The organism is Pediococcus cellicola, assembly GCF_001438655.1.
In the GTDB taxonomy this organism is placed as follows: Bacteria; Bacillota; Bacilli; order Lactobacillales; family Lactobacillaceae; genus Pediococcus; species Pediococcus cellicola.
The window spans coordinates 64,893-91,338 of record NZ_JQBR01000002.1 but is presented as its reverse complement, the minus strand read 5'-3'; the positions used below and the strand labels follow the sequence as shown (position 1 = coordinate 91,338).

Below are 26,446 nucleotides of genomic sequence, written 5' to 3'. Positions count from 1 at the left end.
GTAAAAATGGTAAAAGAGGACCAAAGTTACTATCGGTTTTTAAAAAATGACTGGAAACAGTTGGCGCCAGAGGCTAAATTGCCTTTGTCCGATCAACAATTGAAGGCCATCAAGGCATTGAATGATCGCATCTCGTTACAAGATGTGCAAGATATTTATGTGCCGTTGGTACACATGCTCATCAAAAAGTTTCATAGCTTTCAGGATTGGCAGGCTACCAAAACGGACTTTTTAAAATTACCTGAAAGAAAAGTACCGTTTGTGATTGGTATATCAGGAAGTGTGGCGGTTGGCAAAAGCACCACGGCGCGTTTGCTGCAAGTATTGCTTACGCACTTCTTTCCTAGTTTGCATTCCCAACTAATCACTACAGATGGTTTCTTATACCCGAATGCGGAGTTAAAAAAACGCGGCATCTTGGATCGAAAAGGATTCCCGGAAAGCTACGATATGTCTAGTTTGCTGTCATTTATGAGTGAGGTCAAAAATGGGAAAACGCGCATTCGTGTGCCGTTGTACTCCCATCAAAGTTATGACATCATGCCTGATGAGTATGAGACAGTGGATAATCCTGATATTTTAATTGTGGAAGGGATTAATGTCTTACAGTTGCCTTCCAATCAAACAATTTATATCAGTGACTTCTTTGACTGGTCCATATATGTTGATGCAGATCCTGAGTTGATTGAAAAATGGTTCTTAGAACGCTTTGGCATTTTGTTAGATACGGCGTTTCATAATCCGCAAGATTATTATTATGAGTATGCACAGTGGCCACGCGAAAAAGCCTTTGAAGAAGCAAAAAAAGTTTGGAAACGGGTGGATTTGCCCAATTTGGAGGAGTTTATTTTGCCTACTCGTTCCAGAGCCAATCTCATTTTGCATAAAGTCGATCATCACGTGATGGACGCAGTGTACTTGAGAAAATATTAAAAAATGGTTTAGCCAGTTGGAAAACAGTCATGTTTTGAACTGGCTTTACTTTAATCAGTATTATCAGTAGAATTGATACTAGATGTTGAATAACTATACTTTTAAAATTACAGAGTAAACGTGCCAAACTAAGCAGCTTCTTCCGCTTTGCTACGGAAAGCAAACGATTCCTAGCCCGAATCATTTGCCTTCCTAGGCAATACTCGGAAGCTGGGCGCTTAGTTTGACACTCTCTAATCATGAGGTGAAAACTTGGCTAATTTAGATTTGTCCCAATTCGACAAGATCATTGTTTTAGACTTCGGTAGTCAGTACAACCAACTCATCACACGACGCATTCGTGAATTTGGCGTATATTCAGAGTTACTCTCACACAATATTACCGCCGATGAAATTCGCAAAATTAACCCTAAAGGAATCATCTTCTCAGGTGGCCCCAATAGCGTTTATGATGACGATGCCTTTCGTGTAGACCCAGAAATTTACAAGCTGGGCATTCCTATTTTAGGAATTTGCTACGGCATGCAGCTCATGTCCTACAATTTAGGTGGTAAAGTTGAACCAGCAGACAACCGTGAATACGGCCATGCTGATATTGACGTTACGGATTCGCAAACACCTTTATTCAAAGGGTTACCTGGCCGTCAGACCGTGTGGATGAGCCATGGAGACTTAGTCAAACAAGTTCCCGAAGGCTTCACGTCCGTGGCAACCAGCAAGAACTGTCCCATTGCTTCTATTGAAGACCCGAAACGAAAGTTTTATGGTATTCAATTTCATGCTGAAGTTCGTAATACGCAATATGGTAATGAAATTCTTAAACACTTTGCGTTTGATGTTTGTGAAGCCAAAGCTAATTGGTCCATGAACAACTTTATTGAATTACAAATCAAAAAAATTCGTGAAGAAGTTGGCGATCGCAAGGTCTTGTTGGGCCTTTCCGGTGGTGTAGATTCCAGCGTGGTGGGCGTGTTATTGCATAAAGCCATTGGTAATCAATTAACCAGTATTTTTGTAGATCACGGGTTGTTGCGTAAGGGTGAAGCCAAACAAGTGATGGATAGCTTGGAAGGCAAGTTTGGCCTGAACGTGGTTAAAGTTGATGCTCAGAAACGTTTTATGGATAAATTGGTCGGTGTTTCCGATCCTGAAAAGAAACGTAAGATTATTGGTAACGAGTTTATTCAAGTGTTTAACGATGAAGCTCAAAAGCTGGATGGCATTGATTTCTTGGCACAAGGCACCTTGTATACAGATGTGATTGAAAGTGGTACGGATACTGCACAAACCATCAAATCGCATCACAACGTGGGTGGCTTGCCAAAAGACATGCATTTTACTTTAATTGAGCCTTTGCGGACCTTATTTAAGGATGAAGCTCGTGACTTAGGCGAAAAATTAGGGATGCCATCTGACTTAGTGTGGCGACAACCATTCCCAGGTCCTGGTTTAGGGATTCGGGTGCTTGGTGAAATTACTGAGGACAAGTTAAACATTGTGCGTGATTCTGATTGGATCTTGCGGGATGAGATTAAAAAGGCTGGCTTAGATCGAGATATCTGGCAGTACTTCACTGTTTTACCGGGCATTAAGAGTGTTGGTGTCATGGGTGATGGTCGAACATACGACTATACGGTTGGTATCCGGGCTGTGGATTCTGTGGATGGCATGACGGCTGATTTTGCCCGCATTCCGTGGGATGTGTTACAGAAGATCTCTGTGCGCATTGTCAATGAAGTCGATCACGTTAATCGCATTGTGTACGATATTACGAGCAAGCCACCGGCAACGGTCGAATGGGAATAAAATATATATATATTAAATGGATACGGAATGTTGACTTAAAGACATTTGTGAACTTGCAAAATGGATAAGCCGTTGTTGAATCTGAAAGTTTCTCCACCAAAAGCCCCACCAAGAATCGTGGAAGTCTTCAGTCACTTAAGAGTGATTGAAAACCTTCCACGATTTTTTGACTAGATGCTAAAAAGTGTAGTACAAGGGAGGAAATGTTATGCGTAAGTTTAATTATGAAGATTGGGATATAGAACCGGAGTTAGAAACTGGGAATGATGATTTTGTATTTGGTAATTATGTTGATTGGGATAGATTTAGGCAGGACGAAGAAGAAAATCTGCTAGCGTATTTTGACATTCAATTACCCTGGGGCGAGGAATTATTTTTATCAGAGTATTTTGAGCTTCTCAGACAAGAAGTATTTCAGAATACATCTATTGTTGAGGACTGCGATTTAGACAAATTGGAAATCACAACACAGAGCAATATTATTTCAGAAATGGTCATTCAGTTTCCAAGACGTAAGGACAGTAAGTCAGATGAAATTATTTCTGCTGTCTTTGATTATTATGGAATTCCATCGGGGACGGAATATGAACATGAACTACCAGAAAAGCTAAAGTATTGGAATAACATGTTAGAGAATGGCTATCTTGAAAGTGAATATGAAAACTATAGAAAATACCCCCTTAAATTTGGGACCTATAAGAAAACAATATCCGAGATAGCATTAAAAGTTAGTAATACTTCTGATACTCTGACTAAAAAAGCATTAATTCTATCATCGTTTATTATTAGTGAAAGCTTACTAAAGTCTGCAATTGTTTCTAAAATTCCAAAAGAAACAGCAATTAGCAAGTTCAGCAAGGAAATTTTGTCAAAGGAAATTGATAATAGGCTTCGAGGAAGTGTTAATAAACGAAATGAGCTATTTAAGCAACTTTTCAATGAAAAGGCTCCAAAGCAAGAATGGATTAATCTTAGGAACTCATTAGCCCATGATATAGAATCCTCAACCATACAAGGTAACGAAATAAGCTATATCAGTTTCATTGATCATAAGGAATACCCGGTTAATTTTGATAATTTGTTTAAACAGCAGATGGATTTTTACAAAAAACTACAAAAGATTATGAAAAACGATGACGAATGAACAAAATAGAATATACTCACGTTAAATGTCGATTAAAACTATAATTATGAAGCACTTCAGTGTACTTTTTGTGATGTTAGCATGTTGCTTTCGAGTCGTTTCTGACTGCACAGATAATAAGAATCTATAAAATGGATTTTTTCGATGCTTTTTTGAAAGTCAGGTAGAATTTAATTTTATTTCTCTGTGTATTAATGCTCAATTTCTTTCATTAAGTTGAAAAGTGCTTCTAGTGCAGTTGTGTAGCTGATTGACTGTGCGTAGTCATATTGTAGCTGGTACTGTTGCCATGAAGCGTGTAAGCTTTCAGAATCGGATAAGGCACTGATTTCAGTTAAGCGATTTTCAATCGTTTTGGCTGGGATATGATCAAACTCCGCACTTTTGAAAAATTCTTTTTTTAAAAGCACAAGATCAATGTCAGTTCGATAGAGAATGGACAATGAGTAAACATCAAATAAATCCTTAGCACGAGTATTTAACATGCCATGATTTAGAAATGCTGATAACTTGTCTGCCAAGATTTTTTCAACGGGGATGCCATAAATTGGAAACTTTTCATCGGCGTTTAAAATACTTTGATGATCAAGTATGATTGGAATCGTCTCATAGGGATTACCTTTTGAAATATCCAGCTTTACACTGACTTTACTTTTTCCCATTTGTGCCAGCAGGTTGACACGAATTCCGGGATAATCATCATCAAGTTGTTTTTGTTCAATCGACTTAATTGTAAAATTGACATAATCGGTAGATTGCTCGAAGACTTCATGCAAAACGGTTGCTAATTTATCTGGTTGCAAGGCTGGTCCAATATAGATTGCATCAAGGTCTTGGGTCATTCTATTTTCAATTCCGACAAGACTTTGGATTTCAAAACCACCTTTGAGAACAAAGTAACGGCGATAATTAGATTCAGAGATCTGCTTTAAAAAGTGTTCTAGAAAAAAGAGTTTCTGAAAATGTTGAATATTGTAGCCAAGCTTACGGGCGCGTTTGCTGATCATTGGTAGAACTTTATCAACTTCACTCATTGCAGGGAGACCTCCATTACTTTTAGCAAGGTACTGTTTGGGTATAATTCATCCTTGATTTCGGTTAAATTTTTAAGCCTTTTTGCGCTGGGTGAACTTGCTAGATATTTTTTAAGCGCATCATTCTTGATGTAGGGCTGAATTTGTTTTGATTCCCAAACATCTAATAACGTGCGTTCCTTTGAATAAACTTGAACAGTACCGCCATTTTCGGTTTGGGCGGTTTCGATACCAAGTAAATAGCGTTTTTTTGATAGATATCTGGCTTTAATATGATACTTCTTCAGTGATGCTGCGTTAGGATGATATCCTTGTGGGAATATCAGATCATAATGAAGTGGCATTTCATCAGTCAAGTCATGAATGATTAAAGCACTAACTAACGAGAAGATACCGCGCGAGAATTTTTGACTGATCAAGCTAAATTCATCGAGCAGGTAATCTGGGAAAATATAGATACCACGACCAATCTTTTTAATGGTGCCATCAGTTGATAGTTCATGAATTTCATCTTTGGATAAACCGTATGCTTGTGCGGTTTTGTAAATGAACGTTGGGTAGTCATGTTCCAGTTGAGTTAAGGTATTCATTGTTATTAATCACACCCCTTATATACTATATTTTCTTATATTTATAGTATATAGGTTGAAAAGTTAATTTGCAACTTTCAGTATGACTATGTTTCGGCTTGATTTATAAATAACTTCCCGTCATTGGTAGGAGAGCAATTTTCTTGTTTCATGAGATTATGTCTTTTCTTTTCAGTGTCTAGCCTTCCTAAATTTTTTGTAATTTACTGGAACGAGATCATCCGATTTGAAATGCCATGAAACGGCCATACCAATACCCAACTCATAAGAAGCGACAGCATTTGGTCACGTATTGATTAAACTAATAGCTATCAATTGCAGTCCTACTTGCAATTGATAGCTATTTTTTAAACTGTTTTAAATATCGACTGGCGAATAATTTATGGAACTTCACGCCCAATGTGGGATTAGCTGCATCAATATCGGCATACATGGCGGTTGTGATTTTGGTCATGAGCGCTGATAGTTGTTCTAATTCGGTATCCGAGAGCGTACGTACAAAGGGAGGGACCTCTTGGGCGGCAGATTCGATTTCTTGTCGGCCTGCGGGGGTTAAGTTGACTAAGTTGACCCGACGATCTTTTGGGGACTTGGTTAAAGTTACTAACTCCCGTTTAACCAGTTTGTAGACAAATTCGCTCGTGGATTGGGGTGACATGCCCAAACGAGTGGCAAGCTGGCGTTGGGAAAGGTGATCCTCATCCGTTAAGGCTAATAAAATTTTACCCTGGCCTTCAACAGTCAAGCGAGGGCGCGCCTGTTTGACAATATCATCATAGATTTTGCTGAGTTGTTCGTATTCGGCTAACTTTCCAGCGGCTAATTCGGCTTTAATTTCATTTGCCACGCTGTATCACTCCATTCATTCGGTGTTTTCTTAAGTATACAACATTCTAAAATTTACGGCGATGCCTGACTTGACATTTTAATCAGGTACCCTTACTATATGTTTAGTCAGGTCACCTGATTAAATATAAGGAGGTCGCAATATGAATCAAGAATGTGTGATTCAAGTAAATAATTTAAAAAAACAATTTGGTAGCAAAGTTGCTGTGAAAAACGTGTCGTTTGAAATTAAAAAAGGTGAGATTTTTGGTTTACTGGGACCCAATGGTGCTGGGAAAACTACGATTTTAAGAATGATGACGACTTTATTACGTCAAGATGCAGGTAATGTTTTGCTGAATGGCTTTGATACGTTGACCCAGAGCCGTTTAGCACGGCAACAGTTTAGTATAACGGGTCAAACTGCAGCAATTGATCAAGATTTGACTGCGCGTGAAAATTTAATGATTTTTGGAAAATTAAATGGTTTAACGCATACCGCTGCCAAAGCGCGTGCTGCAGAATTATTAACCGATTTTGATTTGACGCAGTCGGCGGATCAAACATTGGCTACTTTTTCCGGTGGCATGCGTCGTCGTTTAGATTTGGCAATCAGTCTGATCGGCAAACCCGCAATCCTTTTTTTAGATGAACCGACTACTGGTTTGGATCCACGGACACGGATGCAAATGTGGCAAGCAATTCAAAAGCTGGTGGCTGAAGGCTCGACAGTGTTGTTAACCACCCAATATTTGGAGGAAGCTGATCATTTGGCTGATCGAATTGCGCTCATTGATCACGGGGGGACGCCAAATGATTTGAAACAACAAATAGGTGGCATGCAACTTCGAATTGAAGTCACAAGTTTACAAGAGCAACAGCCAGCCAAAAAGCTTATTCAGGATACATTGGCTCTACCGGTTAGTGTCAATGACCGCACGTTGACCGTGTTACTCGACCATACGAAAATGCGAAAGGTTTCGCAAATCTTAGGCCGGCTTCAAGATGCAGCTATTGCCATCAATAATTTTGCTGTGGAAACGCCGCCGTTAGATGATGTTTTCTTGAAACTGACTGTTGGCAAAAATTAAGGAGAGACAAACTATGAAAATGGTAGCAACCAAAAATCAAATTGTGCACAATATACTGACAATGACCCACCGAAACTTACTTAAAACGCTGCATAATCCAGATAGTCTTAGTGATGTTGTGATTGAACCGGTGATCTTTACGTTGCTGTTCGGTTATTTATTTGGCGGTGTCATTGCAGGTAGTGTGCACGCCTATTTACCAATGCTGGTATCGGGAATTCTGGTGCAAAGCATTTTAAATGCTGCCTCGGGTTCTGGACAACAATTGCGTGAAGATATTAATGCTGGGGTCTTTGACCGATTTAAAACTTTGCCGATTTCGCCAATTGCCCCGTTGGCAGGTCAATTAGTTGGCGATAGCTTGCGACTTCTCCTTTCGGGGATGATGGCTTTAATCACGGCCTTTGTGATGGGGTGGCGACCGACCGTTGGCTTGCCAACTTTAGGAGCAGTGCTACTGTTGGCAATTTTTATTGGTTGGGCAACCTCTTGGATTTTTGCCTTAGTCGGGCTCATGGCTAAGAATGCGGAATTGATCGGCAGTTTATCCATGATCATCATTTTGGTGATGACCTTTTTATCAAATGCCTTCATTCCAGTAAAGACGTTGCCCAGATTTATTCAAACGATCGTTAAAATAAATCCGGTTAGTTTAACCATTACGGCAATCAGAACCATTTTGAGGACTGGAAACTGGGGTGGTAATGCCACCATGGTATTTATAAGTGGCGGGATCATTATTTTAATCTTTATGCCTTTAACCGTTTTGGTTTATCAGCGACGTGGGTAGAAACTGACTGCGAGTTCTAAGTAGATACTTTTATTAAAATTCAGGAGGCTGGGAAAAAATCCCAGTCTTTCTCTGTCTCTGACCTTCAATAGTGGGAATCGAAAAAACGACCTATGCTCAAAGGCAAAACAAATTTTTCTCCGCGTCCTTGATATCTTTTAATTGGCGTGAAAGCGGTGTATTATTCATGATAAGGACCGAATCAGTGAAATAAAATTAGGGATCAGTCATCTAAGAGGCACTAAAAATAGCAAAAAGCGTATAGGCGTTTCAAAAAATTGGGCCGTGCTTTAAATAGTTGGTGTGACAGCGGGCGCAATACCAAAATTTGGGTGTTAGGCAAGTCAACACCGGAGTGGTAATTATAAAGGAGGTTGGAAAATGACGCGAGAAGAGGTTTTTGACTATGTTGACAAGAAATACCAAACAAAGCCAGAGTACCTATGGCGAAAGTATCCTACATATGCAGTTTTACGTCATCGTGATAACAATAAGTGGTTTGCAATAGCGATGAACGTTAGTCATTCAAATATCGGATTGGCGGGGGATGCAGAAGAAGAAATCTTAGACGTGAAACTTCCACCGAAAGAAATTGAGATAATGCGGACCTTCGACGGCTTTCTTCCTGCGTATCACATGAACAAGCGCAATTGGATTACTGTCAGACTTAACAAAGTTACAAGTGAACAGATAGCAAAGTTGATTACTGCAAGTTTTGAACTAACGGCGAAATAGAATTTCGACATAATCACACAAAAAGGAGTGGAGTCTTCAGCTATTTTTATTTTTGCAATAGTAAAGCCCCCAAGATTGGTACTTTCATCAATCTTGGGGGCTTTTAGAATTATTTTAAGCCAAGTCCGGCTAATAACTTACTTGATTTAATTAATACCATGATTTACAACTTTGTCAGGTTCAAATAATACAACTTTTTCGTTTTTATAGGATTCTGAAATACCAACGTTAATTTGAGTTTGATTTATTCTGGAGGTATCAGTCGTAATTCCGTATAGGGTTAAATTATCATCTAATTGCAGTTTTTTGGTTTTTTTATTACTTACTACGATTAATAACTTAGAAGTGGAATCATTGATTTGTAATAAAATGTGATATTCTTTAAAATTGTCTGCACCGAGGTCTAGAATTGTACCCGAAACTCTAACTTGCTTTCCAAACAATTCATCTGAAGAGTACGAAGTTAACTGATCAATGCTGAACACGCTTGAGATTGGTGGGTATTCATTATTTAATTTATTAGCTTTGGAAACTTTTTTGGCACTTGAAATGGCTTTTGATGATGACTCAGCTCTTTCGGATTCGAGCTTTTTGGAAGATTCTGCCGCCATGCTTGATGAAATTGACTCCTTCTGACGAGAACTGTCTTCTTTTGATTCAGAATTCATTTCTTTATTGACGCTTTCTTGGGAACTTTGAGCTGCAGCAAGATGTTTCTTAGCATAAGCAACTAAATTCAATAATTTTTGTTTCTGTTTTTTAACACCGTGCAAGTTTGAAACTTTTTCTCCAACAACGTTAATTGTGTTTATTGTTGTATCCGGATCAACCATTTTATGCTGCTCATCAATAAATAAATCATAGACACTTTGCCTGACTTGTTCTAGTTTTTTTTGATCAACATTTCTTTTGAATTTCCTTGAACTTTCGGCAGAACTCATTTTGTGAGCAGCCTGCGTTCCATTTGAACAGCCAGTCATAAACAGCAGAATTATGCCTGCAAAAAGTACAACTAATTTTTTCATAATATAACTCCTCCAAGTAGCTAACGTTCAGCTTTAATTTCAGCATTATACAAGTATAACAGACTTTTTAGGATGATTTGTACCATGAATTTTGGAGCCTCAAAAATAGTTATACTAGGTACAAGCAAAATAAGGAGCCGACTCCCAAAGGTGAGATTGATGGTCTGACTTTGGAGGTCGTTTCTGTTATTTAATTGACACTGATTTTAATTGAAGAAGTTATAAATGTTGACTTTCACATTGTAGCTAGCTACAATGTAAATATAACGTAGCGAGCTACAATAATGAAAGGATGCATTTTAATGACAAAACAATTGAAAATAGTTAAAGAAACAAAAGGGTACTGGCGTGTAATTTTTAGCAATCCACCACGTAATCAATTTGATCCATGGACTTTTGCGGAATTAAATCACTTGATGGATGTAGCAGAAAAAGATCAAGATTTGAAGGTAATTGTTTTTGAAAGTGGTCATAAAGATTTCTTTATGGGTCATCATGATGTGGCCAAACGTTTGGAAGTTCCGGATGAACCTGGGGCCCAACCATTTTTCTATAAGTGGCCTGATTTTGTAACGCGTTTAATTAACAGCCCAATTATTACAATTTCCAAAGTGCGTGGTCGTGCATATGCACAGGGCTTTGAATTTGCCCTTGCAACAGATATGATTTTTGCTGCCAAAAAAGAAGCTAAGTTTGCTTTAGTGGAAGCTGGTGGTGGTTCAATGCCTGGAGGCGGCGGTATTGAATGGCTGACTTCATTGGTTGGTCGCAGTCGGGCTCTTGAAATCGTACTTAGTGCGGATGCGTATAACGGTGAATTAGGTGAAAAATATGGGTTTGTAAATCGTGCTCTCGACGATACTGAATTGGATGAATTTGTGGATAAGTTTGCGCGTCGAGTTGCATCATTTGCTAAACGTTCCCTCCTTCTGGGTAAGAAAATGATCAATGCACGTGCTAAAGTGCCTACTAACGGTGAATTGTTCCAGTCAAATTATATTTTGCGTACAATTGATGATTGGCCGGAAGCTAAAGCAGGCGGGCAAGAAATGCTAGATCTTGCCAAAAAATATGGTGAAGATGAAGTAGAACTTAATTTACCAGAAATGTTTGGAAAAAAAAGCGGACAAAAATAATGAAGACAATTAAAGTTGGCTTGATTGGGATTGGAACGTGGGCTCAATACGGAGTCATACCAATCTTAAATTTGTTACCACAATTTAAATTATTGGCAGTCCAGAGTCGTTCTATTAGTAAAGCACGTGATTTTGCGCAAGAACATGAAGTCCCTTTTTATTACAATAATGAGGATGAGTTATTAAGTAATGATGAATTAGATTTGATCATGGTAACGACTCCAGCACCTACACATTTTCAATATGCTAAAAAAGCTATTTTAGCTGATAAGGATGTTTATACCGAGTGGCCTTTGACGACTAATAAAAGGCATTCACAGGAACTAGTGGATTTAGCAAAGGTGCATGAGGTACGAACTTTTATTGGTTTTCAAAGAAGATATTCGCCAAGTGCACGTTATTTTAAAGATTGACTAGATCAAAAAAAGATTGGCAAAATTCGTTCGGCTCGTGTTTCCATCGGTGTGGAAGCTTTTGCGAGAATTATGCCTGAAAATTATGAATGGACAACAAAATCTGAAAATTATACTGATGTGTTGACGGTAGATGTTGGACATTTTGCGGATTTGCTTTTTCATTTGGTTGGGCAACCTAATTTAATTTTTGGCCTAACAGCTAATCAATTTAAGCAAACAACTTTGTTTGATAAGGAAAATAAATCAAAAAAAGTACCGTATACTTTGCCTAATAATGTCACGGTAATGGGTACTTTGCAAAACTCTCAACAATTATTTGTGATTAATGCAGAAGGTGCCCAGAATAATATTTCGGGAATGCAACTAGAAGTCACCGGTGATGATGGGGTACTAACACTAACCAATACACGTGCCTATCAAAATAAAGCCGACAACAAGCTGCTTTTACTGAATAAAGATCATGATGCATTTGCAACGCTTGTCATCCCTAATAAGTATGACACGCTTCCTAAAAATAATTTAGATAGTAGTGTGCAAGATGCTGGTTATTATTATCAGGCGATTGCGCGCGATTTATTGAATGAAACACATACGACACCCTCTTTTGACACAGCAGTGAAAATGCACGAATTTATCAGTAAAATTATTTCCACAAACAAAAAATTACGAAAGGGTGAATAATTCATGACGGCTTATATGGTTTATGTATGGGATCGAATTATTGATTCTGAAGAACTTAAAAAGTATGAGGAAGAATCAAGTAAAGTAAAAGTAACGGGAGCAAAACAACCCTTGGCATTTTATGGGAGGGTAGAGACACTTGAAGGCCCAAAAGTTGATGGCGTGACCATTGTTCCTTTTGAGTCAATGGAAGCTGCCAAAGCTGCATATAATAATCCAGATTATCAAAAAGCAATGAAGCATCGATTAAAAGGCGCAGATTATCGAGTCTTTATTACGGAAGGTGTAAAATGAATTTATAAACAATTGTATTCGGAGTGATGACATGAAAGATCTATGTACAGCGTACGTAGGAAATAATATTAAGATTGTGCATAACAAAATTGACACTGTATTTACTAAAGCAACGAATAAATTGGTTGCTGGCTTAACCAATACGCAATATCTGGTATTGATTTACTTGAGTGAAGAAACGACTAAATGTGCGTTGCAAAAAGAAATCGAAACCAAATTTGAACTCAGTCATCCGACAACGGTGGGAATCGTTAAAAGATTGTCCGTTCAGGATTTAGTAATGACCCGTCCTTATGAAAAAAATAGGCGGCAAACGGAAGTTGTCATTACCACAAAGGGTATGGATTTGATGAATTCAATTAAAAATGGGCCTCGTAGTATTTTAAATAAGGTTGATAACGATGCACTAGCTGGATTTACCGAAGAAGAAACGTCGCAATTAAACAGTTTTTTATATCGAATAAACAATAACTTGAACAAACTTGATTGAATAAAACATCTTGTCATCATGTGATCAGAACATACCGATGGTAAGGTGTTTTTGCATCTCTAAGTTAGAATTATAATAAAGTGTCGAATAAACAATGTTTCATTAGGAATTGGCAGCGTTGTGGAGGTAAAATAAACTTGTTGGAAAGGAGATAAATAGGATGAAAGAACTCAATTTTAAGGGCGTTTCATTGCCAGCTATTGGAATTGGCACTTGGCATATGGGCGACCAGCCACAAATGTACGCACAAGAAAAAGCCACGATTCTTTATGGACTGCAGCATGGCGCTACTGTCATTGATACAGCGGAAATGTATGGCGAAGGCAATGCCGAAAAATTAGTAGGGGATGTCTTACAGGAATTTGATCGTTCAAAAGTTTTTCTCATCAGTAAATTTTATCCACAAAACGCCACTAAAATTAAAATGAAACAAGCACTGGATCGCAGTTTAAAGCGATTAAAAACTGACTATCTTGATTTATATTTACTCCATTGGCGTGGATCTGTACCTTTGGCAGAAACTGTGGCTGGCTTGGTTGAACTACAAAAAGCAGGTAAGATTCGTCATTGGGGAGTTTCCAATTTTGACACTGATGATTTGAAAGAACTTTATGCTTTACCAAACGGAGAGCAAGTTTTTGCCAATGAAGATTTGTACAATTTGGCTAATCGAGGGATCGAATATGAGTTGCTACCTTGGCAACGGCAACAAAAATTGCCATTGATTGCATACTCACCCGTTGATCAGGGCGATTCTCGTGGACAAAATTTGACGCAAAATGAAATCATTCAAGATATTGCCCAAGCACATCAAGTCACGCCGATGCAACTTTTGTTGGCATGGACAATTCAAGCAAACAATGTCATGGCAATACCACAGACGAGTAATCTAGAGCATATGAAACAAAATATCGCCGCCGGTGAAATTAAATTATCCAAAGCAGAAATGCAACAGATTGATACGCAATTTCCGGCACCGGACAGCAAGCAAAGTCTACGCATGATTTAACCTAAATAGGAATTATCAAAAAACCGTATTTCGAAATAATTCGAGATACGGTTTTTAAAAACTAATTTTTGGTGTACATATAATCACGGGTCATAGGTAGGCCATCGCCACTTGGTGCCTTGGTTAATAAGAATTGCATGACGTCAATGTTGCCAGCTTCAAACGAAGCAGCCGCTGCCTGAAGATAAAGATCCCACATCCGACAGAAGCGTTCATCAAACATGTCACGAACTTGGTCACGTACTTGGTTAAAATTGTGATCCCAAATCTCAAGTGTTTTTTGATAGTGACGACGTAAGGGCTCCAAATCATCAATTTGTAGATCAGCTTCAATCATGTAATCAAGGTTCTTGGAAACACTAGGAATATAACCACCAGGGAAGATATATTTAGTAATCCACGGATCTACACCAGCACCGTTATGCTGACCCGTAATGCCATGGATTAAAGCACGTGCACCAGGTTTTAAGAGTTCGTTTACCTTTTTAAAGTATCCAGGAAGGTTATCTTTGCCCACGTGTTCAAACATACCTACACTTGTCACATAGTCAAACTGGCCTTTAATTTCGCGGTAATCCTCTAATTTCACTTCAACTAAATTTTCTAAACCACGTTTCTTAATTTGTTCTTTTGTATAGTCGTACTGCTCTTGACTGAGTGTAACGCCGGTAGCATGCAAGCCATAGGTTTCGGCGGCAATATACAACAGCGTTCCCCATCCAGAACCGATGTCTAGTAATGTCTTGCCACGTTCTGGTTTTAATTTTTTTAAAATATGATGAATCTTATTCAACTGCGCTTGTTCCAAAGTGTCATCTTTATTTTCAAAATAAGCACAAGAATAAGTTAAGGTTGGATCTAGCCATAATTTGTAGAAATCATTACCAATATCATAGTGGCTTTGAATATCTTTTTTGTTTTCAGCTTCGGAATGTCCCTGCTTCGGGAGGAATTTCATAAAACTTTTATCATGCATAAAGCTGCTAGATTGCCGGTAAGCAGCGGCTACCACTTGCTGGATGGAACCCTTGATATCGATATCGCCGTCCATATATGCTTCGCCCAATGTTAAAGTAGCATGTTTGGCCACTTCTTTCATTGATAATTTCTTGTTAATGTCAATTTCGGCTTTGGGGGTGCCATCGCCATAAGTCTCAGACTGGCCGTCCCAATAGTTGACGGTAACGGGAAAATCAAAGGCGTGACTCAATAATTTCTTGTATACTGTTTTTTCTAACACGTACTTTCACTCCATTTCAAAAGTTTAACAAAATTATTTTAGCCTTTTTTGACAAGATATGTAAGTAAATGAAATTCAACAACTATTTTTATTGAGAGACACATTTCTTGAAGCGAGGTTGTTAAAAATGAAGAGCGGATAGTTATGGCTGGCTCATCTGGAGTAGAGATGTCATACTGAGGTGATCACAAATGGGATACAAGAAAGGCAAAAAGATGGATTTAAAAGAATTAATCACACGTAGTCAGGCAATTCGGACCCGCTATCATGAACTCGAGCGGGCAAATCATGGGACTGAATGGACAATTGACGAGGATTTATTGGCTTTATCCAACGATATTGGCAATTTAGATAGGCTGGTGATGACCAAGAATGGGCGCTATTATGACGAAACGCCGTACACATTGGAACATAAATTAGCCGAAAATATCTGGTGGCTAATTGAGTTATTTGATCGTTTGGATGTTGACATTGAATCTGAACTGAAAAAGTTTTTGACTGAAAAAGAGCAACTATAATCTTCAAATGATGATAGCAAAAAACGGTGCGTGAACATGAAGATGGTGCGAGCTCTCTTTTAACTTGGTTGCACGATAGGACTTGACTTGAAGTCTACTTCAAGTAGTAGAATTCAAAGTAAATAGTATGGGAGGCTTTATGATGACAAAGACAGCTATGCAGTATGCAAAATTAGGTAAAACAGCTATTGAAGTTTCCAAGATTTGTATTGGTGCCATGAGTTTTGGTAAGCCAGGAACCATGCATGATTGGAGTCTTGAATATCCAGATAGTGAAAAAATCATCAAACATGCTTTAAATTTGGGAATTAATTTCTTTGACACAGCTAATACCTATTCTAAGGGTACGAGTGAAGAATATTTAGGTCGGGCGTTAAAGGAAAATAATGTGGCGCGTGATAAAGTTGTGCTAGCGTCAAAAGTCTATTTCAATCCTGGTCGACTTTCTAGTGAGGCCATTCATCGTGAAATCGATGGCTCGTTAAAACGATTGGGCACGGATTACTTAGATTTGTACATTATTCATCGATTTGATTATGACACACCTGTGGAAGAAACCATGGCCGCCCTCAACGATTTGGTTAAAGCTGGAAAGGTTCGCGCAATTGGGGCTTCAGCAATGTATGGTTATCAATTTAATCGTATGCAACAAGTGGCAAAGGATCATGGTTGGGCACAATTTCAAGCAATGGAAAATCATTATAATTTGTTGTATCGCGAAGATGAACGTGAATTAATCCCTGTTTGCAAGCAATGGGGTGTTTCATTGATGCCGTATAGTCCCTTAGCCGCAGGACATTTGAGTCATCGTGAATGGCAAGTTAATACCTTGCGCAGTCAAACGGATCGCGTGGCAATGGGCAAGTATGATCGTGCAGAAACCGAGGATCTCAGAATTGTGAAACGAGTCGATGAATTAGCCCAGAAATACAATGTTTCTATGAGCCAGATTGCATTAGCTTGGCAATGGGCGAAAGGAGTAATGGCGCCCATTGTGGGTTCAACGAAAGCGAAACATTTAGATGATGCCGTTGAGGCGTTATCGATTAAATTGACTAAAGAAGATGTTGATTACTTAGAAGCGCCGTATTTTCCTCATGAAATTGTAGGTGCGATTGATCATAATCCAGATCAGGGGACAGTCTTAATTGATGAAAAGAAATAATCGTATTTAATATGGGATAAAAATAGGACTTCTACTTAGATATTGAAAACCTGCCCACTTGGCAAGCTGCAATATCTAGGTAGAGGTTGTTTAAGAGTGCGGATTTTTTAGTTAACTGCTTGATCCGGTACATATTTCAAAATATCACCAGGCTGACAGTCTAGAACTTCACAAATTTTTTCTAAAGTAGAAAAACGAATGGCTCTGGCTTTGCCCGTCTTTAAAATGGAGATATTGGCCATCGTAATGCCGACAGCTTGCGATAGTTGTGTGACGGTCACCTTTTTTTGTGCCATGACCACGTCTAAGTCAATTTTTATTGCCATTTTATGCTGCCTCCTAAACGGTCAAGTCATGATCTTTTTGCAGGTGAAAGGCACTGACAAAGAGATCCTCGATGATTTGAGAAAGGACGTAGATAGCAAAGGGGGCACAAACGACGGCTGCACCTAGTAAAACGACTCCCGGTGCGTCATCAGCATCAGCTGCGGTGACAAAAAAAGGCATCGCAAATAGAAAACAAAGACTGATACAACCAATGTCGCGGCGAATTTTTTTGACCAGGTTGATGGATGCTAACGAAAAAGCCTTATGATTGGCAATCAGGGCAAGCATGCGATGTAGGAAGTACATGATTTGGGTACCAAAAATAACGGTTCCTAACATGGTAATGCCTAGGAGACTAATCACAATAGGATGCTCAAGTTGACGGGAGGTCGAAACCTGAATTACATACAAAAATCCCATTAACCAAATCACACCAGTAATAAATAATAAAGCTAAATCTAAGATTGTGCGACGAAATTTCATAGAAATCACCTCAGTATATTGATAGATTGAGTATAGCATTTAGCATATCGATAAACAATATATACTTATCAAAAAACAATAAAAGCAAATGCCATGTGGGGGAGACAAAATTCTAATAAAATTGCTATAATGACAGGAGTTGGATCGCTTAATATATAGGGGGCTTTTTTATGAATTACGAATTAAAGGGTGACAGTCCGTTTCCAGTGGCAGTGCTACATTTGAACGCTGGAGACAGTGTTCAAATTGAATCTGGCTCCATGATTTATCATAATGAAAAAGTTAATTTAGAAGGGCACATGAATACTAATGGGAAAAAGGGATTTGGTGGTCTGATGAGTGCCATTGGTCGAAAAATGACTTCTGGAGAAGGCTTTTTTATTACAACGGCTTCAAGTTCAGAAGATGGTGGGGAACTTGCGATTGCGCCGGGTAATCCGGGCCTCATTCGAGAATTACAGTTGGATGATACGCATCAGTGGCGGTTAAATACGGGTGCGTTTTTGGCCGTAGATGCGAATGCGGGCTATCAGATGGTACGTCAAAAAGCCAGCAATGCGCTACTTGGTAGTACGGGTGGGCTCTACATTATGGAAACGCAGGGCACCGGAAGCATGTTGATTAGTGCCTATGGAGATTTGTTACCGATTGATTTGGATGGTGCTTCAGATTATGTGATTGATAATAGTCATGTAGTGGCATGGTCAAGTACGCTCGATTATGGCATTGATGTGGATAGCGGGACCTTTGGATTTAAAACTGGAGAAGGATTGGTCAATCATTTTAAAGGCACCGGACGTGTTTATGTCCAAACCCGCAATATTGAAGCTTTGGCGAACTTGATTGAACCATTTATCCCCACTTCTTCTTCGTCAGATTAAAAACTTACAGATACTTCAAAGTATGACTAGATGCGTACAATCATTTAGTCATGTTTTTTTGTCTAAAAATTAAAGTTGATGTGACATTATCTTTTTGAGAGATTAATAACTTAAATACGACTATAATTGTCGGTGAAAAGAAGGTAAATTGATGAAAAAAGTCATGATTATAGGTGTGGGACCGGGGTTCGGCCTGGCGTTAGCACAACAATTTGGTGAATTAGGAAATACAGTAGTTATGGTGGCTAGAACCGCAAGCCATTTGAAAAAGTATCAACAACAACTTAACGAAAACGGAATTCAGTCGGTTAGTCATGTAGTAGATGTGACGAATCATACCCAGGTGATGCACCTTTTTCAGTGTGAGCCAGAAGTTGACACTTTGATTTATAATGTGGGGAAAAAAGACCTGGACGATCCATTGAGTTCCTCACTAGATACGATAGAAACAACTTTCAAAACAAATGTGTTAGGGTGTATTGATGCGTGCCAACAATTTTTAAAAACAGTTCATCCGCGTACCATTTTAGTTACGGGTGGCGGCGCAGCCTTACATCCCAGTGCAATGACGACAACTTTGTCATTAACAAAGGCTGCCTTGCGAAGTTATGTCTTATCTCTTCACGAAGCGCTTTTGCCTCACAATATTTATGTGGGATTGTTAACCATTCAAGGCTTGGCCAATGTTGGTACTGGGATGCAACCAAAAGAAGTGGCGAGTGCTTTTGTAGAGGCGGCGAAACAACGAAAAAAGGCGGAAATCTTTTATCCTGGTGGTCAGGCAAATCAGATCTCTGAGTTTGATCAACTAAAGCAGGGCTAATTATTTTTTGAGAGGTTTGTTTGTGAAATTTGAAGATTAATTTCTCGTGACGTTAAGGCAGGCTACTTGCAACCAAATTTTAAAGGCAAATGATTCAGTTAACCGCTCTCACAGATGTTATACTGGCGTTGTAGAGGACCAAAATTCGACTATTTAAAAAAAGTCACTTGAGGGGGAAAATGGCCTGTATTTTCAAAGGTCATTGAAAAAATGAAAAAAATTGGTTGGCGTTTATTAATAGTTATTTTGTTGTTGAGTGGTTGTTCGGCAAATCAGGCTAATCGGCCACATCATCGGCGTTCATCAGATGCAACTTCAGCAAGCGTTAAGAAGGCATCTACCGCTCAGGCAACTTCAAAAGAATCCACCAGTGTGAGTGATGCCACAAGTAAAGCGAATGCGACAGTTTGGAATCGAACCAAAACACGCCAGCTGGCTAGATTCATGGCTAATTGGCAATCCCAGATGAAGCAAAGTTATCAGGGGACTTACAATGACGAAAAGCCAGATCATTTAGGAAATGTATTTCCCAAGGCACTCAAAGATGGTAGTTTGAATGGCCACGTAAAGTGGGGTGAACAGACCGTCAATTTAACCTGGTCTACAAATGGGGAGAATGGAAATGCCTTTCAAGTGGTGGCTGTTGCCACTGGTGGTGGAAAACAACGCAAGGCCTTTCCCACGACGTACTTCTTTTGCTTGCATAACCAACAACCGGTCGTATTTATGACGCAAACCACAAATGGCAATGATTTAGACATTCAGGATACACAGAACAGTGCGTTACAGGCAGGATTCGCCAAAATTGTCACTGGAGTTAAGCCACAGGTCTTGACGAACACGGCACTAAATGCAGATCTCACAAGTGCGGTTAAAGCTTCACCACAACGTTGGCCAAGTGCCTATCAGGGGACGTGGTACGCCTATGATGGCTATGAGAAAAAGATTACTAGTTTTTCGACCGATACCATCAGTGATTTTAAGTTAACACGGGTTAAAACTAAAAAGAGAACGTGGCTCAATGTTCGCGGTAGGCATCAAAGTGCCGGCGCAGGGACTTTTGAATACGTTCGTTATCACTATTATGATGGCCGTCAAATTCCGGTTATGATGCGGGCAAGCGGTGCTGGAGCCTGGTTTGACGAGAACGCCTACCAAAGTGAGCCGATCGCAAAACAAATGAAAGATTTTGAGTTTGGTGATGAAAGTAAAAAACGTGACGAAGAGGATATTTAAGTAAATTATTTTTCATGCAAAAAGGCAGGATAATCGCATTTTAAGACGGTTATGCTGTCTTTTTTTGAAGAAGCGTGGAGTTAAAACATTAGACTTTGTGAAGTAATGAACTAAAATAGATATGTACATTATCAAAACTTTGCTAAAGGAGAGATTTTTTTATGTCTGCTAAGTACAAATTTTTGGAACCATATACGTTTAAAAATGGTGTGAAGGTCAAGAACCGAATTGCTATTCCACCAATGACAGAAGCTTCTGCCTTTGAAGAAGGATCCGTTACGCGTGATGAGATTCGGTATTTCCGAATCCATGGCGGTGGTGCAGGGCTCTTTATTTCACCTGTTGCGAACGTTTCTGAAGACGGCAAAGGTTTTGAAGGCGAACTTTCCGTTACCGACGATCGATTTTTGCCAGGGTTAACCAAGATGGCATCAGCTATGAAGGAAAATGGGGCCAAAGCTATTTTGCAGATTTTCCATGCTGGTCGGATGTCTAATTCACATGTGTTACGTGGGACCCAGCCAGTTAGTGCGAGTGCAGTGGCTGCGTTACGTCCTAATGCAGAAGTTCCTCGGGAATTAACGAATGATGAAATTGAACAAATTATTGTGGATTTTGGTGAAGCAACAAGACGTGCGATTCAAGCTGGATTTGATGGTATTGAATTACACGGAGCTAACACGTATTTGTTACAGCAATTCTTCTCTCCACATTCCAATCGTCGCACTGACAAGTGGGGCGGTAGTGTTGAAAAACGCATGACGTTTGCCTTAGAAGTTATCAAACGGGTGCACGAAACTGTGGAAAAGTATGCGGATCGCCCATTTATTGTCGGGTATCGTATTTCGCCCGAGGAAATTGAAGAACCAGGCATTCGCATGGCAGATACCTTACAATTTATTGATGTTTTGGCAGAACAGCCAATTGATTATTTGCATGTTTCTATGGGTTATGTATGGCGGACCTCGCTTAACGATAAATCTGATAAGGAACCGTTAATCAAGAAAATTCAGAAACAAGTTAACGGTCGGTTACCATTAATTTCGGTTGGCTCTGTGGAAACACCTGCTGATGCTGAAAAAGTGATTGACGCTGGCGTTGACTTTGTTGCTATTGGCCGTGAAAGCTTACGGGAACCACAATGGGTTCAAAAAGTTGAAACAAATGATGAAGATAGTATTCGTTATACAATTTCAACACGTGATTTGGATGAATTAGGAATCACACCATCTATGTGGAACTTTTTAACGGTACGTTTGAAGTCTGCTATGCATATTTCAAATCAACCAGATTATGATAAGGATCAATTTGATAAAAAATTAGCACCACATGAAGGCGCCTAAAATTTCGAATGAAACATAATGAAAACGTGGAAAAAGGTGTTTTGACTTTGCACATACCCTTTTTTCTCGATTTTGATTGTTAAAGTTCGGCGATAGAAAGGGACTAGAAGTTTTTCTAGTCTCTTTTTTTATGTTAAATTTGATCAATTGTGAGCAGTAACCTTCAGACAGGATGCCTAACCAGTAGTGATTCTCTAACTTTGACTTGTCAGAGGACTTTAAGACGATTAAAGTTATTGATGGATACAGGAGGCGTCTTATGACTTCAATTGGGATAATTTTTTCACAAACTGCAATTATGTTTTTGCTTATGATGGTTGGCTACATTTGTTATCGAGTCAAAATTTTAGATCGGCGTGGTAGCAAGCAGATTTCGGATCTGGTGATTTATGTGGCGAATCCAGCCTTATTGGTGAATTCATTTGCTGGGCATTTTCCAACCAGTCAACTACATTATGCAGGCTACACTTTAGTTTTATTAGGAATTATTTACATAGTTACCATTCTGGGTGCCTATTTTATGTTTCCCCATCATCAGGAACTCAATCAATTTGCCATGGTATTTGCAAATGTCGGCTTTATTGGGATTCCACTGGCTAAACAAGTGCTGGGTAATGCGAGTGTTTTTTATATGAGTTTGTTTGTCGGGGTAACCAATTTTATTATTTGGACTTATGGTTTATATTTAATTTCCCAAGACAAACAAAACATCGCCATTAAAAAATTAATTGTAAATCCAGCGATTATCGCGTTATTTTTAGGCCTTTTTCTGGCTTTAACCCATATCCAGCTGCCCCATATCATAGGAACGACCATTTCTGATTTAAGCAATATGAATTTACCATTAGTGATGGTAGCGCTGGGATGCTATTTGGCTGAGGGTGACGTGAAACGGGCTTTACGATCTATCGATTTATACAAAGCAACATTATCGCGGTTGGTCATCGCGCCATTATTAACGCTTCTCATTTTAATGTTTGTGCCCAATCAGTTATTAGTGCTAAAGATGACTTTACTGTTAGGGCAAGCCACGCCGGTGGGGGTGCTAATGGCGGTTTTTTCCAAAACCTATGGCAAAGATTACTTGTACAGCACTGCCGTAGTGGGCATCTCAACGTTATTTTCGTTAGTTACAATTCCCTGCATGATTTGGGTGGCGCAACTGGTGTGGTGAACATAATGGCTGACGAATGTTACTAATTTTCCTTTTTAAATACAAGGATTATATGTAACACTAAAAGCTAATTGATTTTTCGGTTGGGATTACGCATTTTTAGGAGAGCCAAGAGATGCTTAACGGCATGCTGTAATTCGTCAAAGCCTAATTTGACATTTGTCCACTGATAGCCTACTAAATGTGTGTTCACTACATATTTGATGAGACCATGTCTGTTTCGGATTAGGAATAAAAAGTTTAAGGAAGGCACGAATCACAAAAAAGCAATTAATTTGGGGAGATAAATAAATGAAACGTAAACGAAACCATGCGCCAGCACTGCAACGCTCAATGACAGCCGGTCAGATGGAAATGATTTCCTTAGGCGGCGCTATTGGGGTTGGCCTATTTATGGGGTCGGCTTCTACAATAAAATGGACTGGGCCGTCCGTTTTATTAGCTTATATGTTTGTTGGCCTAATTCTTTATATTGTCATGCGAGCCCTTGGTGAAATGATCTATATTAATCCCGGTACGGGTTCTTTTGCAGATTATGCAACGGAATATGTCCATCCTATCGCAGGTTATCTAGCAAAATGGGCTAATGTTTTTGAATACATTGTGGTCGGCATGTCCGAAGTGGTTGCGGCAACTGAATATCTTAAATATTGGTGGCCAAAGATTAATCCTTTCGTTGCCGGAATTCTTATTATTTTATTTCTAGTGCTTGCCAATCTTGCTAGTGCTAAGGCATACGGATCGCTAGAGTTTTGGTTTGCAATGATCAAAGTGATCACGATTATTATGATGATTGTTTTAGGTTTCATGGTTATCTTTTTTGGTCTTGGAAATGGTGGGCATCCAACTGGTTTCAGCAATCTTTGGCGTCACGGTGGCTTTTTTACTGGTGGCTTCAAAGGATTCTTCTTTTCCATGTCGATTATTGTCGGTTCCTATCAAGGCATTGAACTTCTTGGAATTTCAGCGGGGGAGGTTGCCAATCCTCAAGAAGCAATTATTAAATCTGTAAAATCGGTACTTTGGCGTATTTTGATTTTTTATGTGGGTGCGATTTTTGTGATTGTGACAATTTATCCGTGGAACGAACTTAGTGCGGTAGGATCGCCTTTTGTTTCAACCTTTGCAAAAGTCGGCATTACTTCAGCTGCAGCGGTCATCAATTTTGTTGTCTTAACAGCTGCTTTATCGGGAGCTAATTCTGGTATTTATTCATCAAGTCGCATGCTTTTTAAGCTAGCTCATGAAGGAGAAGCGCCCAGGCTGTTTGGTCGGTTATCTAAACGAGTCGTTCCCAATGTGGCCATTCTTGGCATTTCTGGCGGAATCTTGATCGGATTTATGATTGATACAGTCGCTTCGATTTTTAGCAAATCAACATCTAACTTATTTGTGGTTGTTTTTAGTTCATCAGTTTTACCTGGAATGGTGCCTTGGTTTGTCATTTTGTTAGCTGAACTGCGTTTTCGAGAAAATAGTGCGAACTTGATGGGGACACATCCATTCAAATTACCATTTTTTCCTTATTCCAATTATTTTGCGATTGTGATGTTAACTGTTATTGTGATTTTTATGTTTATCAATCCGGACACACGAATTTCCGTCATTGTGGGAGCCATGGTTTTAATACTTGCCACATTGGTTTACCTGATTCGGCATTGGCACAGAGGTTATAAACTTGATAAAAATAGGTAATCTAATTGGATCAAATGAATACGATGAGAATAACTTTAAAAGTACAATAAACATAAAATAAGGAAACTAGAAAATTTATTTTTCCAGTTTCCTTATTTTTACGCATAATTTTTAAATGTTGCTTGATGCTAGTAGCTAATTAATTTTTCGTTTGGGATTGAGAATGCCCATGGGATCGAACAGGTGCTTGACCGCATGTTGTAATTCGTCAACGTCAAAGCCTAATTCAGCATTTGTCCACTGATTTTTTAGCATACCAACCGCATGCTCACCTGAAATCGTGCCACCCAGTGCCAATGTCTTTTCAAGTAATCTACGAGTGGCTTCAATGACTTTTGCAGGTGGATTTGGTTCATCTTTGGACCACAGTAAACTGGGATGGACATTGCCATCGCCTGCATGACCAGCTGTGTAGATGTCCACATCTAATTCGTCCGCAACTTTAGCAATATAATCCATCATTTCAGCAAGTTTCGACAACGGGACTGCCATGTCCTCCATAATATGATTACTGTCAATAAATATTGCTGGCAACATATCTTGGCGAAGCTTTAGTAATTCGTCTGATTTCTTGGGGTCGGTCGTAACTTGAATATTTGTGGCGTGATCTTGTGTTAAGACTTTTTTGGCAATCGCTAGACTTTCTTGACCACCAGCATCAAGCTTGAAAATTAACATGGCGGTGGTGCCGTTTGCATAGTGTTGATGTTCATACTTGTCTAATGCGACCACTGTTTTGCTATCCAGTGCTTCTAACATGACTGGCGCAATGCCTGACATGCGTAAGTCACGAACCGCAGTGGCTAAAACGGACATGTTTTCAAAAAAAGCAATCCCAGTGACGGCTTCACCAACGGGAATAGGTAACAGCCGCACGGTAATTTCGGTGATGATACCTAATGTGCCTTCTGAACCAACGAAGAGTTGGGTGAGATCATAACCGAAAGCTTGTTTGTAAGTTTGACCACCCAAAGTGAGTTCGCGACCGTCAGCCAAAATGACTTTCAGGCCTAAAACGGCGTCCTTAGTGGCACCATATTTAACTGTGCTCATGCCACCAGCGTTAGTAGCGACATTACCGCCAACTGTTGAGATTGGTCTGGAGGCTGGATCCGGAGCGTAAAATAAGCCTTGTTTACGAGCCGCCTTGTCTAAATCGCCATTTACTACGCCTGACTCCACAACAGCAATCCCATCGTCAGGACTAATTTTCTTGATATGATTCAATTTAGCGGTTGATAAAATAAGCCCGCCGTCGATGCCATCTGCACCAATAACGGTTGAAGTATCACCGCTTTGAGGAATCACAGGAAGATGAAATTTTCGGGCAGTTTTCAAGACACCCTTAATATCAGCGGTGTCACTTACGACCACGTAAGCGAGTAAGTTGCCTGCCATTTCGTTAGTCGCACGCCCATTTGCGGCATGTTTTTGACTAACTTCATCTTGAACATGAATTTCGGCATGGGGCGCCTGTTCTTTCAAATAAGCTAACATTTCTGCTTTGGTATATTCATAAAATACTAACATTTTTCCACTCCTAACGCATAATCTCGAGTCAC

28 protein-coding genes are annotated in these 26,446 nt (G+C 39.3%); 20 read left to right on the top strand and 8 right to left on the bottom strand.

Going from position 1 to position 26,446, the window contains the following annotated elements; all coding sequences use genetic code 11:
* Window positions 1-6 precede the first annotated feature (6 nt).
* The 3 genes from coaA to IV80_RS02295 all read left to right on the top strand — a co-directional run bounded on the left by coaA (window position 7) and on the right by IV80_RS02295 (window position 3,883).
* Window positions 7-933 (top strand): type I pantothenate kinase, encoded by a 927-nt coding sequence (gene coaA / locus IV80_RS02305; RefSeq protein ID WP_057748921.1) that lies wholly within the window; start codon window positions 7-9, stop codon window positions 931-933.
* 252 nt (window positions 934-1,185) lie between these two features.
* On the top strand, window positions 1,186-2,739 hold the full coding sequence (guaA, locus tag IV80_RS02300) for a glutamine-hydrolyzing GMP synthase (protein ID WP_057748918.1): 1,554 nt from the start codon (window positions 1,186-1,188) through the stop codon (window positions 2,737-2,739).
* A 208-nt stretch (window positions 2,740-2,947) separates the two neighbouring features.
* On the top strand, window positions 2,948-3,883 hold the full coding sequence (locus IV80_RS02295; protein WP_057748916.1) for a hypothetical protein: 936 nt from the start codon (window positions 2,948-2,950) through the stop codon (window positions 3,881-3,883).
* A 191-nt stretch (window positions 3,884-4,074) separates the two neighbouring features.
* Here IV80_RS02295 and IV80_RS02290 read toward each other — a convergent pair whose 3' ends face one another.
* From IV80_RS02290 to IV80_RS02280, 3 genes are all read right to left on the bottom strand, one after another.
* Entirely contained in the window at window positions 4,075-4,917 is an 843-nt protein-coding gene (locus IV80_RS02290; protein WP_057748914.1) for a nucleotidyl transferase AbiEii/AbiGii toxin family protein, read from the bottom strand.
* Window positions 4,914-5,507 (bottom strand): type IV toxin-antitoxin system AbiEi family antitoxin domain-containing protein, encoded by a 594-nt coding sequence (locus IV80_RS02285; RefSeq protein ID WP_057748911.1) that lies wholly within the window; start codon window positions 5,505-5,507, stop codon window positions 4,914-4,916. The genes IV80_RS02290 and IV80_RS02285 overlap by 4 nt, the downstream gene beginning before the upstream one ends.
* Before the next feature lie 340 nt (window positions 5,508-5,847).
* Window positions 5,848-6,354, bottom strand: a complete 507-nt coding sequence (locus IV80_RS02280; protein WP_057748908.1) for a MarR family winged helix-turn-helix transcriptional regulator — start codon at window positions 6,352-6,354, stop codon at window positions 5,848-5,850.
* 142 nt (window positions 6,355-6,496) lie between these two features.
* On the opposite strand from IV80_RS02280, the gene IV80_RS02275 reads away from it, so the two are divergent.
* From IV80_RS02275 to IV80_RS02265, 3 genes are all read left to right on the top strand, one after another.
* Window positions 6,497-7,423 carry an ATP-binding cassette domain-containing protein gene (locus IV80_RS02275; protein WP_057748905.1) on the top strand — a complete coding sequence of 309 codons (927 nt, stop codon included), beginning with the start codon at window positions 6,497-6,499 and terminating at the stop codon, window positions 7,421-7,423.
* 13 nt (window positions 7,424-7,436) lie between these two features.
* Window positions 7,437-8,213 (top strand): ABC transporter permease, encoded by a 777-nt coding sequence (locus IV80_RS02270; protein ID WP_057748902.1) that lies wholly within the window; start codon window positions 7,437-7,439, stop codon window positions 8,211-8,213.
* A gap of 381 nt (window positions 8,214-8,594) precedes the next feature.
* Window positions 8,595-8,948 (top strand): MmcQ/YjbR family DNA-binding protein, encoded by a 354-nt coding sequence (locus tag IV80_RS02265; RefSeq protein WP_057748899.1) that lies wholly within the window; start codon window positions 8,595-8,597, stop codon window positions 8,946-8,948.
* A gap of 146 nt (window positions 8,949-9,094) precedes the next feature.
* Here IV80_RS02265 and IV80_RS02260 read toward each other — a convergent pair whose 3' ends face one another.
* On the bottom strand, window positions 9,095-9,973 hold the full coding sequence (locus IV80_RS02260; protein WP_057748896.1) for a hypothetical protein: 879 nt from the start codon (window positions 9,971-9,973) through the stop codon (window positions 9,095-9,097).
* A gap of 302 nt (window positions 9,974-10,275) precedes the next feature.
* On the opposite strand from IV80_RS02260, the gene IV80_RS02255 reads away from it, so the two are divergent.
* The 6 genes from IV80_RS02255 (at window position 10,276) to IV80_RS02230 (ending at window position 13,999) form a co-directional block, all read left to right on the top strand.
* Entirely contained in the window at window positions 10,276-11,109 is an 834-nt protein-coding gene (locus IV80_RS02255) for an enoyl-CoA hydratase/isomerase family protein (protein WP_057748893.1), read from the top strand.
* Complete coding sequence (locus IV80_RS02250) at window positions 11,109-11,522, top strand: Gfo/Idh/MocA family protein (RefSeq protein ID WP_057748890.1); 414 nt, start codon at window positions 11,109-11,111, stop codon at window positions 11,520-11,522. Before IV80_RS02255 ends, IV80_RS02250 begins: the two co-directional genes overlap by 1 nt.
* A gap of 15 nt (window positions 11,523-11,537) precedes the next feature.
* Entirely contained in the window at window positions 11,538-12,206 is a 669-nt protein-coding gene (locus IV80_RS02245; RefSeq protein WP_371861636.1) for a hypothetical protein, read from the top strand.
* Window positions 12,207-12,209: 3 nt separating this feature from the next.
* A complete protein-coding gene (locus IV80_RS02240) occupies window positions 12,210-12,500 on the top strand; it encodes a DUF1330 domain-containing protein (protein ID WP_057748884.1) in 291 nt (96 codons plus the stop codon).
* Between the two features lie 31 nt (window positions 12,501-12,531).
* Entirely contained in the window at window positions 12,532-12,990 is a 459-nt protein-coding gene (locus IV80_RS02235) for a MarR family winged helix-turn-helix transcriptional regulator (RefSeq protein ID WP_057748881.1), read from the top strand.
* 160 nt (window positions 12,991-13,150) lie between these two features.
* A complete protein-coding gene (locus IV80_RS02230; RefSeq protein ID WP_057748878.1) occupies window positions 13,151-13,999 on the top strand; it encodes an aldo/keto reductase in 849 nt (282 codons plus the stop codon).
* 61 nt (window positions 14,000-14,060) lie between these two features.
* Here IV80_RS02230 and IV80_RS02225 read toward each other — a convergent pair whose 3' ends face one another.
* Window positions 14,061-15,239, bottom strand: coding sequence for an SAM-dependent methyltransferase (locus tag IV80_RS02225; RefSeq protein ID WP_057748875.1), 1,179 nt, complete (start codon window positions 15,237-15,239; stop codon window positions 14,061-14,063).
* A gap of 215 nt (window positions 15,240-15,454) precedes the next feature.
* Here IV80_RS02225 and IV80_RS02220 point away from each other — a divergent pair, with 215 nt between their 5' ends.
* Window positions 15,455-15,757, top strand: coding sequence for a nucleoside triphosphate pyrophosphohydrolase family protein (locus IV80_RS02220; protein ID WP_057749441.1), 303 nt, complete (start codon window positions 15,455-15,457; stop codon window positions 15,755-15,757).
* 157 nt (window positions 15,758-15,914) lie between these two features.
* Window positions 15,915-16,922: an aldo/keto reductase gene (locus tag IV80_RS02215; RefSeq protein ID WP_057749438.1), complete on the top strand. Its 1,008-nt coding sequence runs from the start codon at window positions 15,915-15,917 to the stop codon at window positions 16,920-16,922.
* A 107-nt stretch (window positions 16,923-17,029) separates the two neighbouring features.
* Here the strand turns inward: IV80_RS02215 and IV80_RS02210 are convergent, their stop codons facing one another.
* Complete coding sequence (locus tag IV80_RS02210; RefSeq protein WP_057748872.1) at window positions 17,030-17,248, bottom strand: helix-turn-helix domain-containing protein; 219 nt, start codon at window positions 17,246-17,248, stop codon at window positions 17,030-17,032.
* A gap of 13 nt (window positions 17,249-17,261) precedes the next feature.
* Window positions 17,262-17,732 (bottom strand): DUF2975 domain-containing protein, encoded by a 471-nt coding sequence (locus IV80_RS02205; RefSeq protein WP_057748870.1) that lies wholly within the window; start codon window positions 17,730-17,732, stop codon window positions 17,262-17,264.
* A 170-nt stretch (window positions 17,733-17,902) separates the two neighbouring features.
* Between IV80_RS02205 and IV80_RS02200 the strand changes: the two genes are divergently transcribed.
* The 6 genes from IV80_RS02200 (at window position 17,903) to IV80_RS02175 (ending at window position 24,884) form a co-directional block, all read left to right on the top strand.
* Window positions 17,903-18,613: a TIGR00266 family protein gene (locus tag IV80_RS02200; protein ID WP_057748867.1), complete on the top strand. Its 711-nt coding sequence runs from the start codon at window positions 17,903-17,905 to the stop codon at window positions 18,611-18,613.
* A gap of 151 nt (window positions 18,614-18,764) precedes the next feature.
* A complete protein-coding gene (locus IV80_RS02195; RefSeq protein ID WP_057748864.1) occupies window positions 18,765-19,436 on the top strand; it encodes an SDR family NAD(P)-dependent oxidoreductase in 672 nt (223 codons plus the stop codon).
* A 210-nt stretch (window positions 19,437-19,646) separates the two neighbouring features.
* Window positions 19,647-20,672 (top strand): DUF4767 domain-containing protein, encoded by a 1,026-nt coding sequence (locus IV80_RS02190; RefSeq protein WP_057748861.1) that lies wholly within the window; start codon window positions 19,647-19,649, stop codon window positions 20,670-20,672.
* Window positions 20,673-20,833: 161 nt separating this feature from the next.
* On the top strand, window positions 20,834-22,015 hold the full coding sequence (locus IV80_RS02185) for an NADH-dependent flavin oxidoreductase (RefSeq protein ID WP_057748859.1): 1,182 nt from the start codon (window positions 20,834-20,836) through the stop codon (window positions 22,013-22,015).
* Window positions 22,016-22,274: 259 nt separating this feature from the next.
* Window positions 22,275-23,189, top strand: coding sequence for an AEC family transporter (locus IV80_RS02180; RefSeq protein WP_057748856.1), 915 nt, complete (start codon window positions 22,275-22,277; stop codon window positions 23,187-23,189).
* A 291-nt stretch (window positions 23,190-23,480) separates the two neighbouring features.
* Window positions 23,481-24,884 carry an amino acid permease gene (locus tag IV80_RS02175; protein ID WP_057748853.1) on the top strand — a complete coding sequence of 468 codons (1,404 nt, stop codon included), beginning with the start codon at window positions 23,481-23,483 and terminating at the stop codon, window positions 24,882-24,884.
* A gap of 135 nt (window positions 24,885-25,019) precedes the next feature.
* Here IV80_RS02175 and IV80_RS02170 read toward each other — a convergent pair whose 3' ends face one another.
* Window positions 25,020-26,414, bottom strand: coding sequence for an FAD-binding oxidoreductase (locus IV80_RS02170; RefSeq protein ID WP_057748851.1), 1,395 nt, complete (start codon window positions 26,412-26,414; stop codon window positions 25,020-25,022).
* Between the last annotated feature and the right edge of the window lie 32 nt (window positions 26,415-26,446).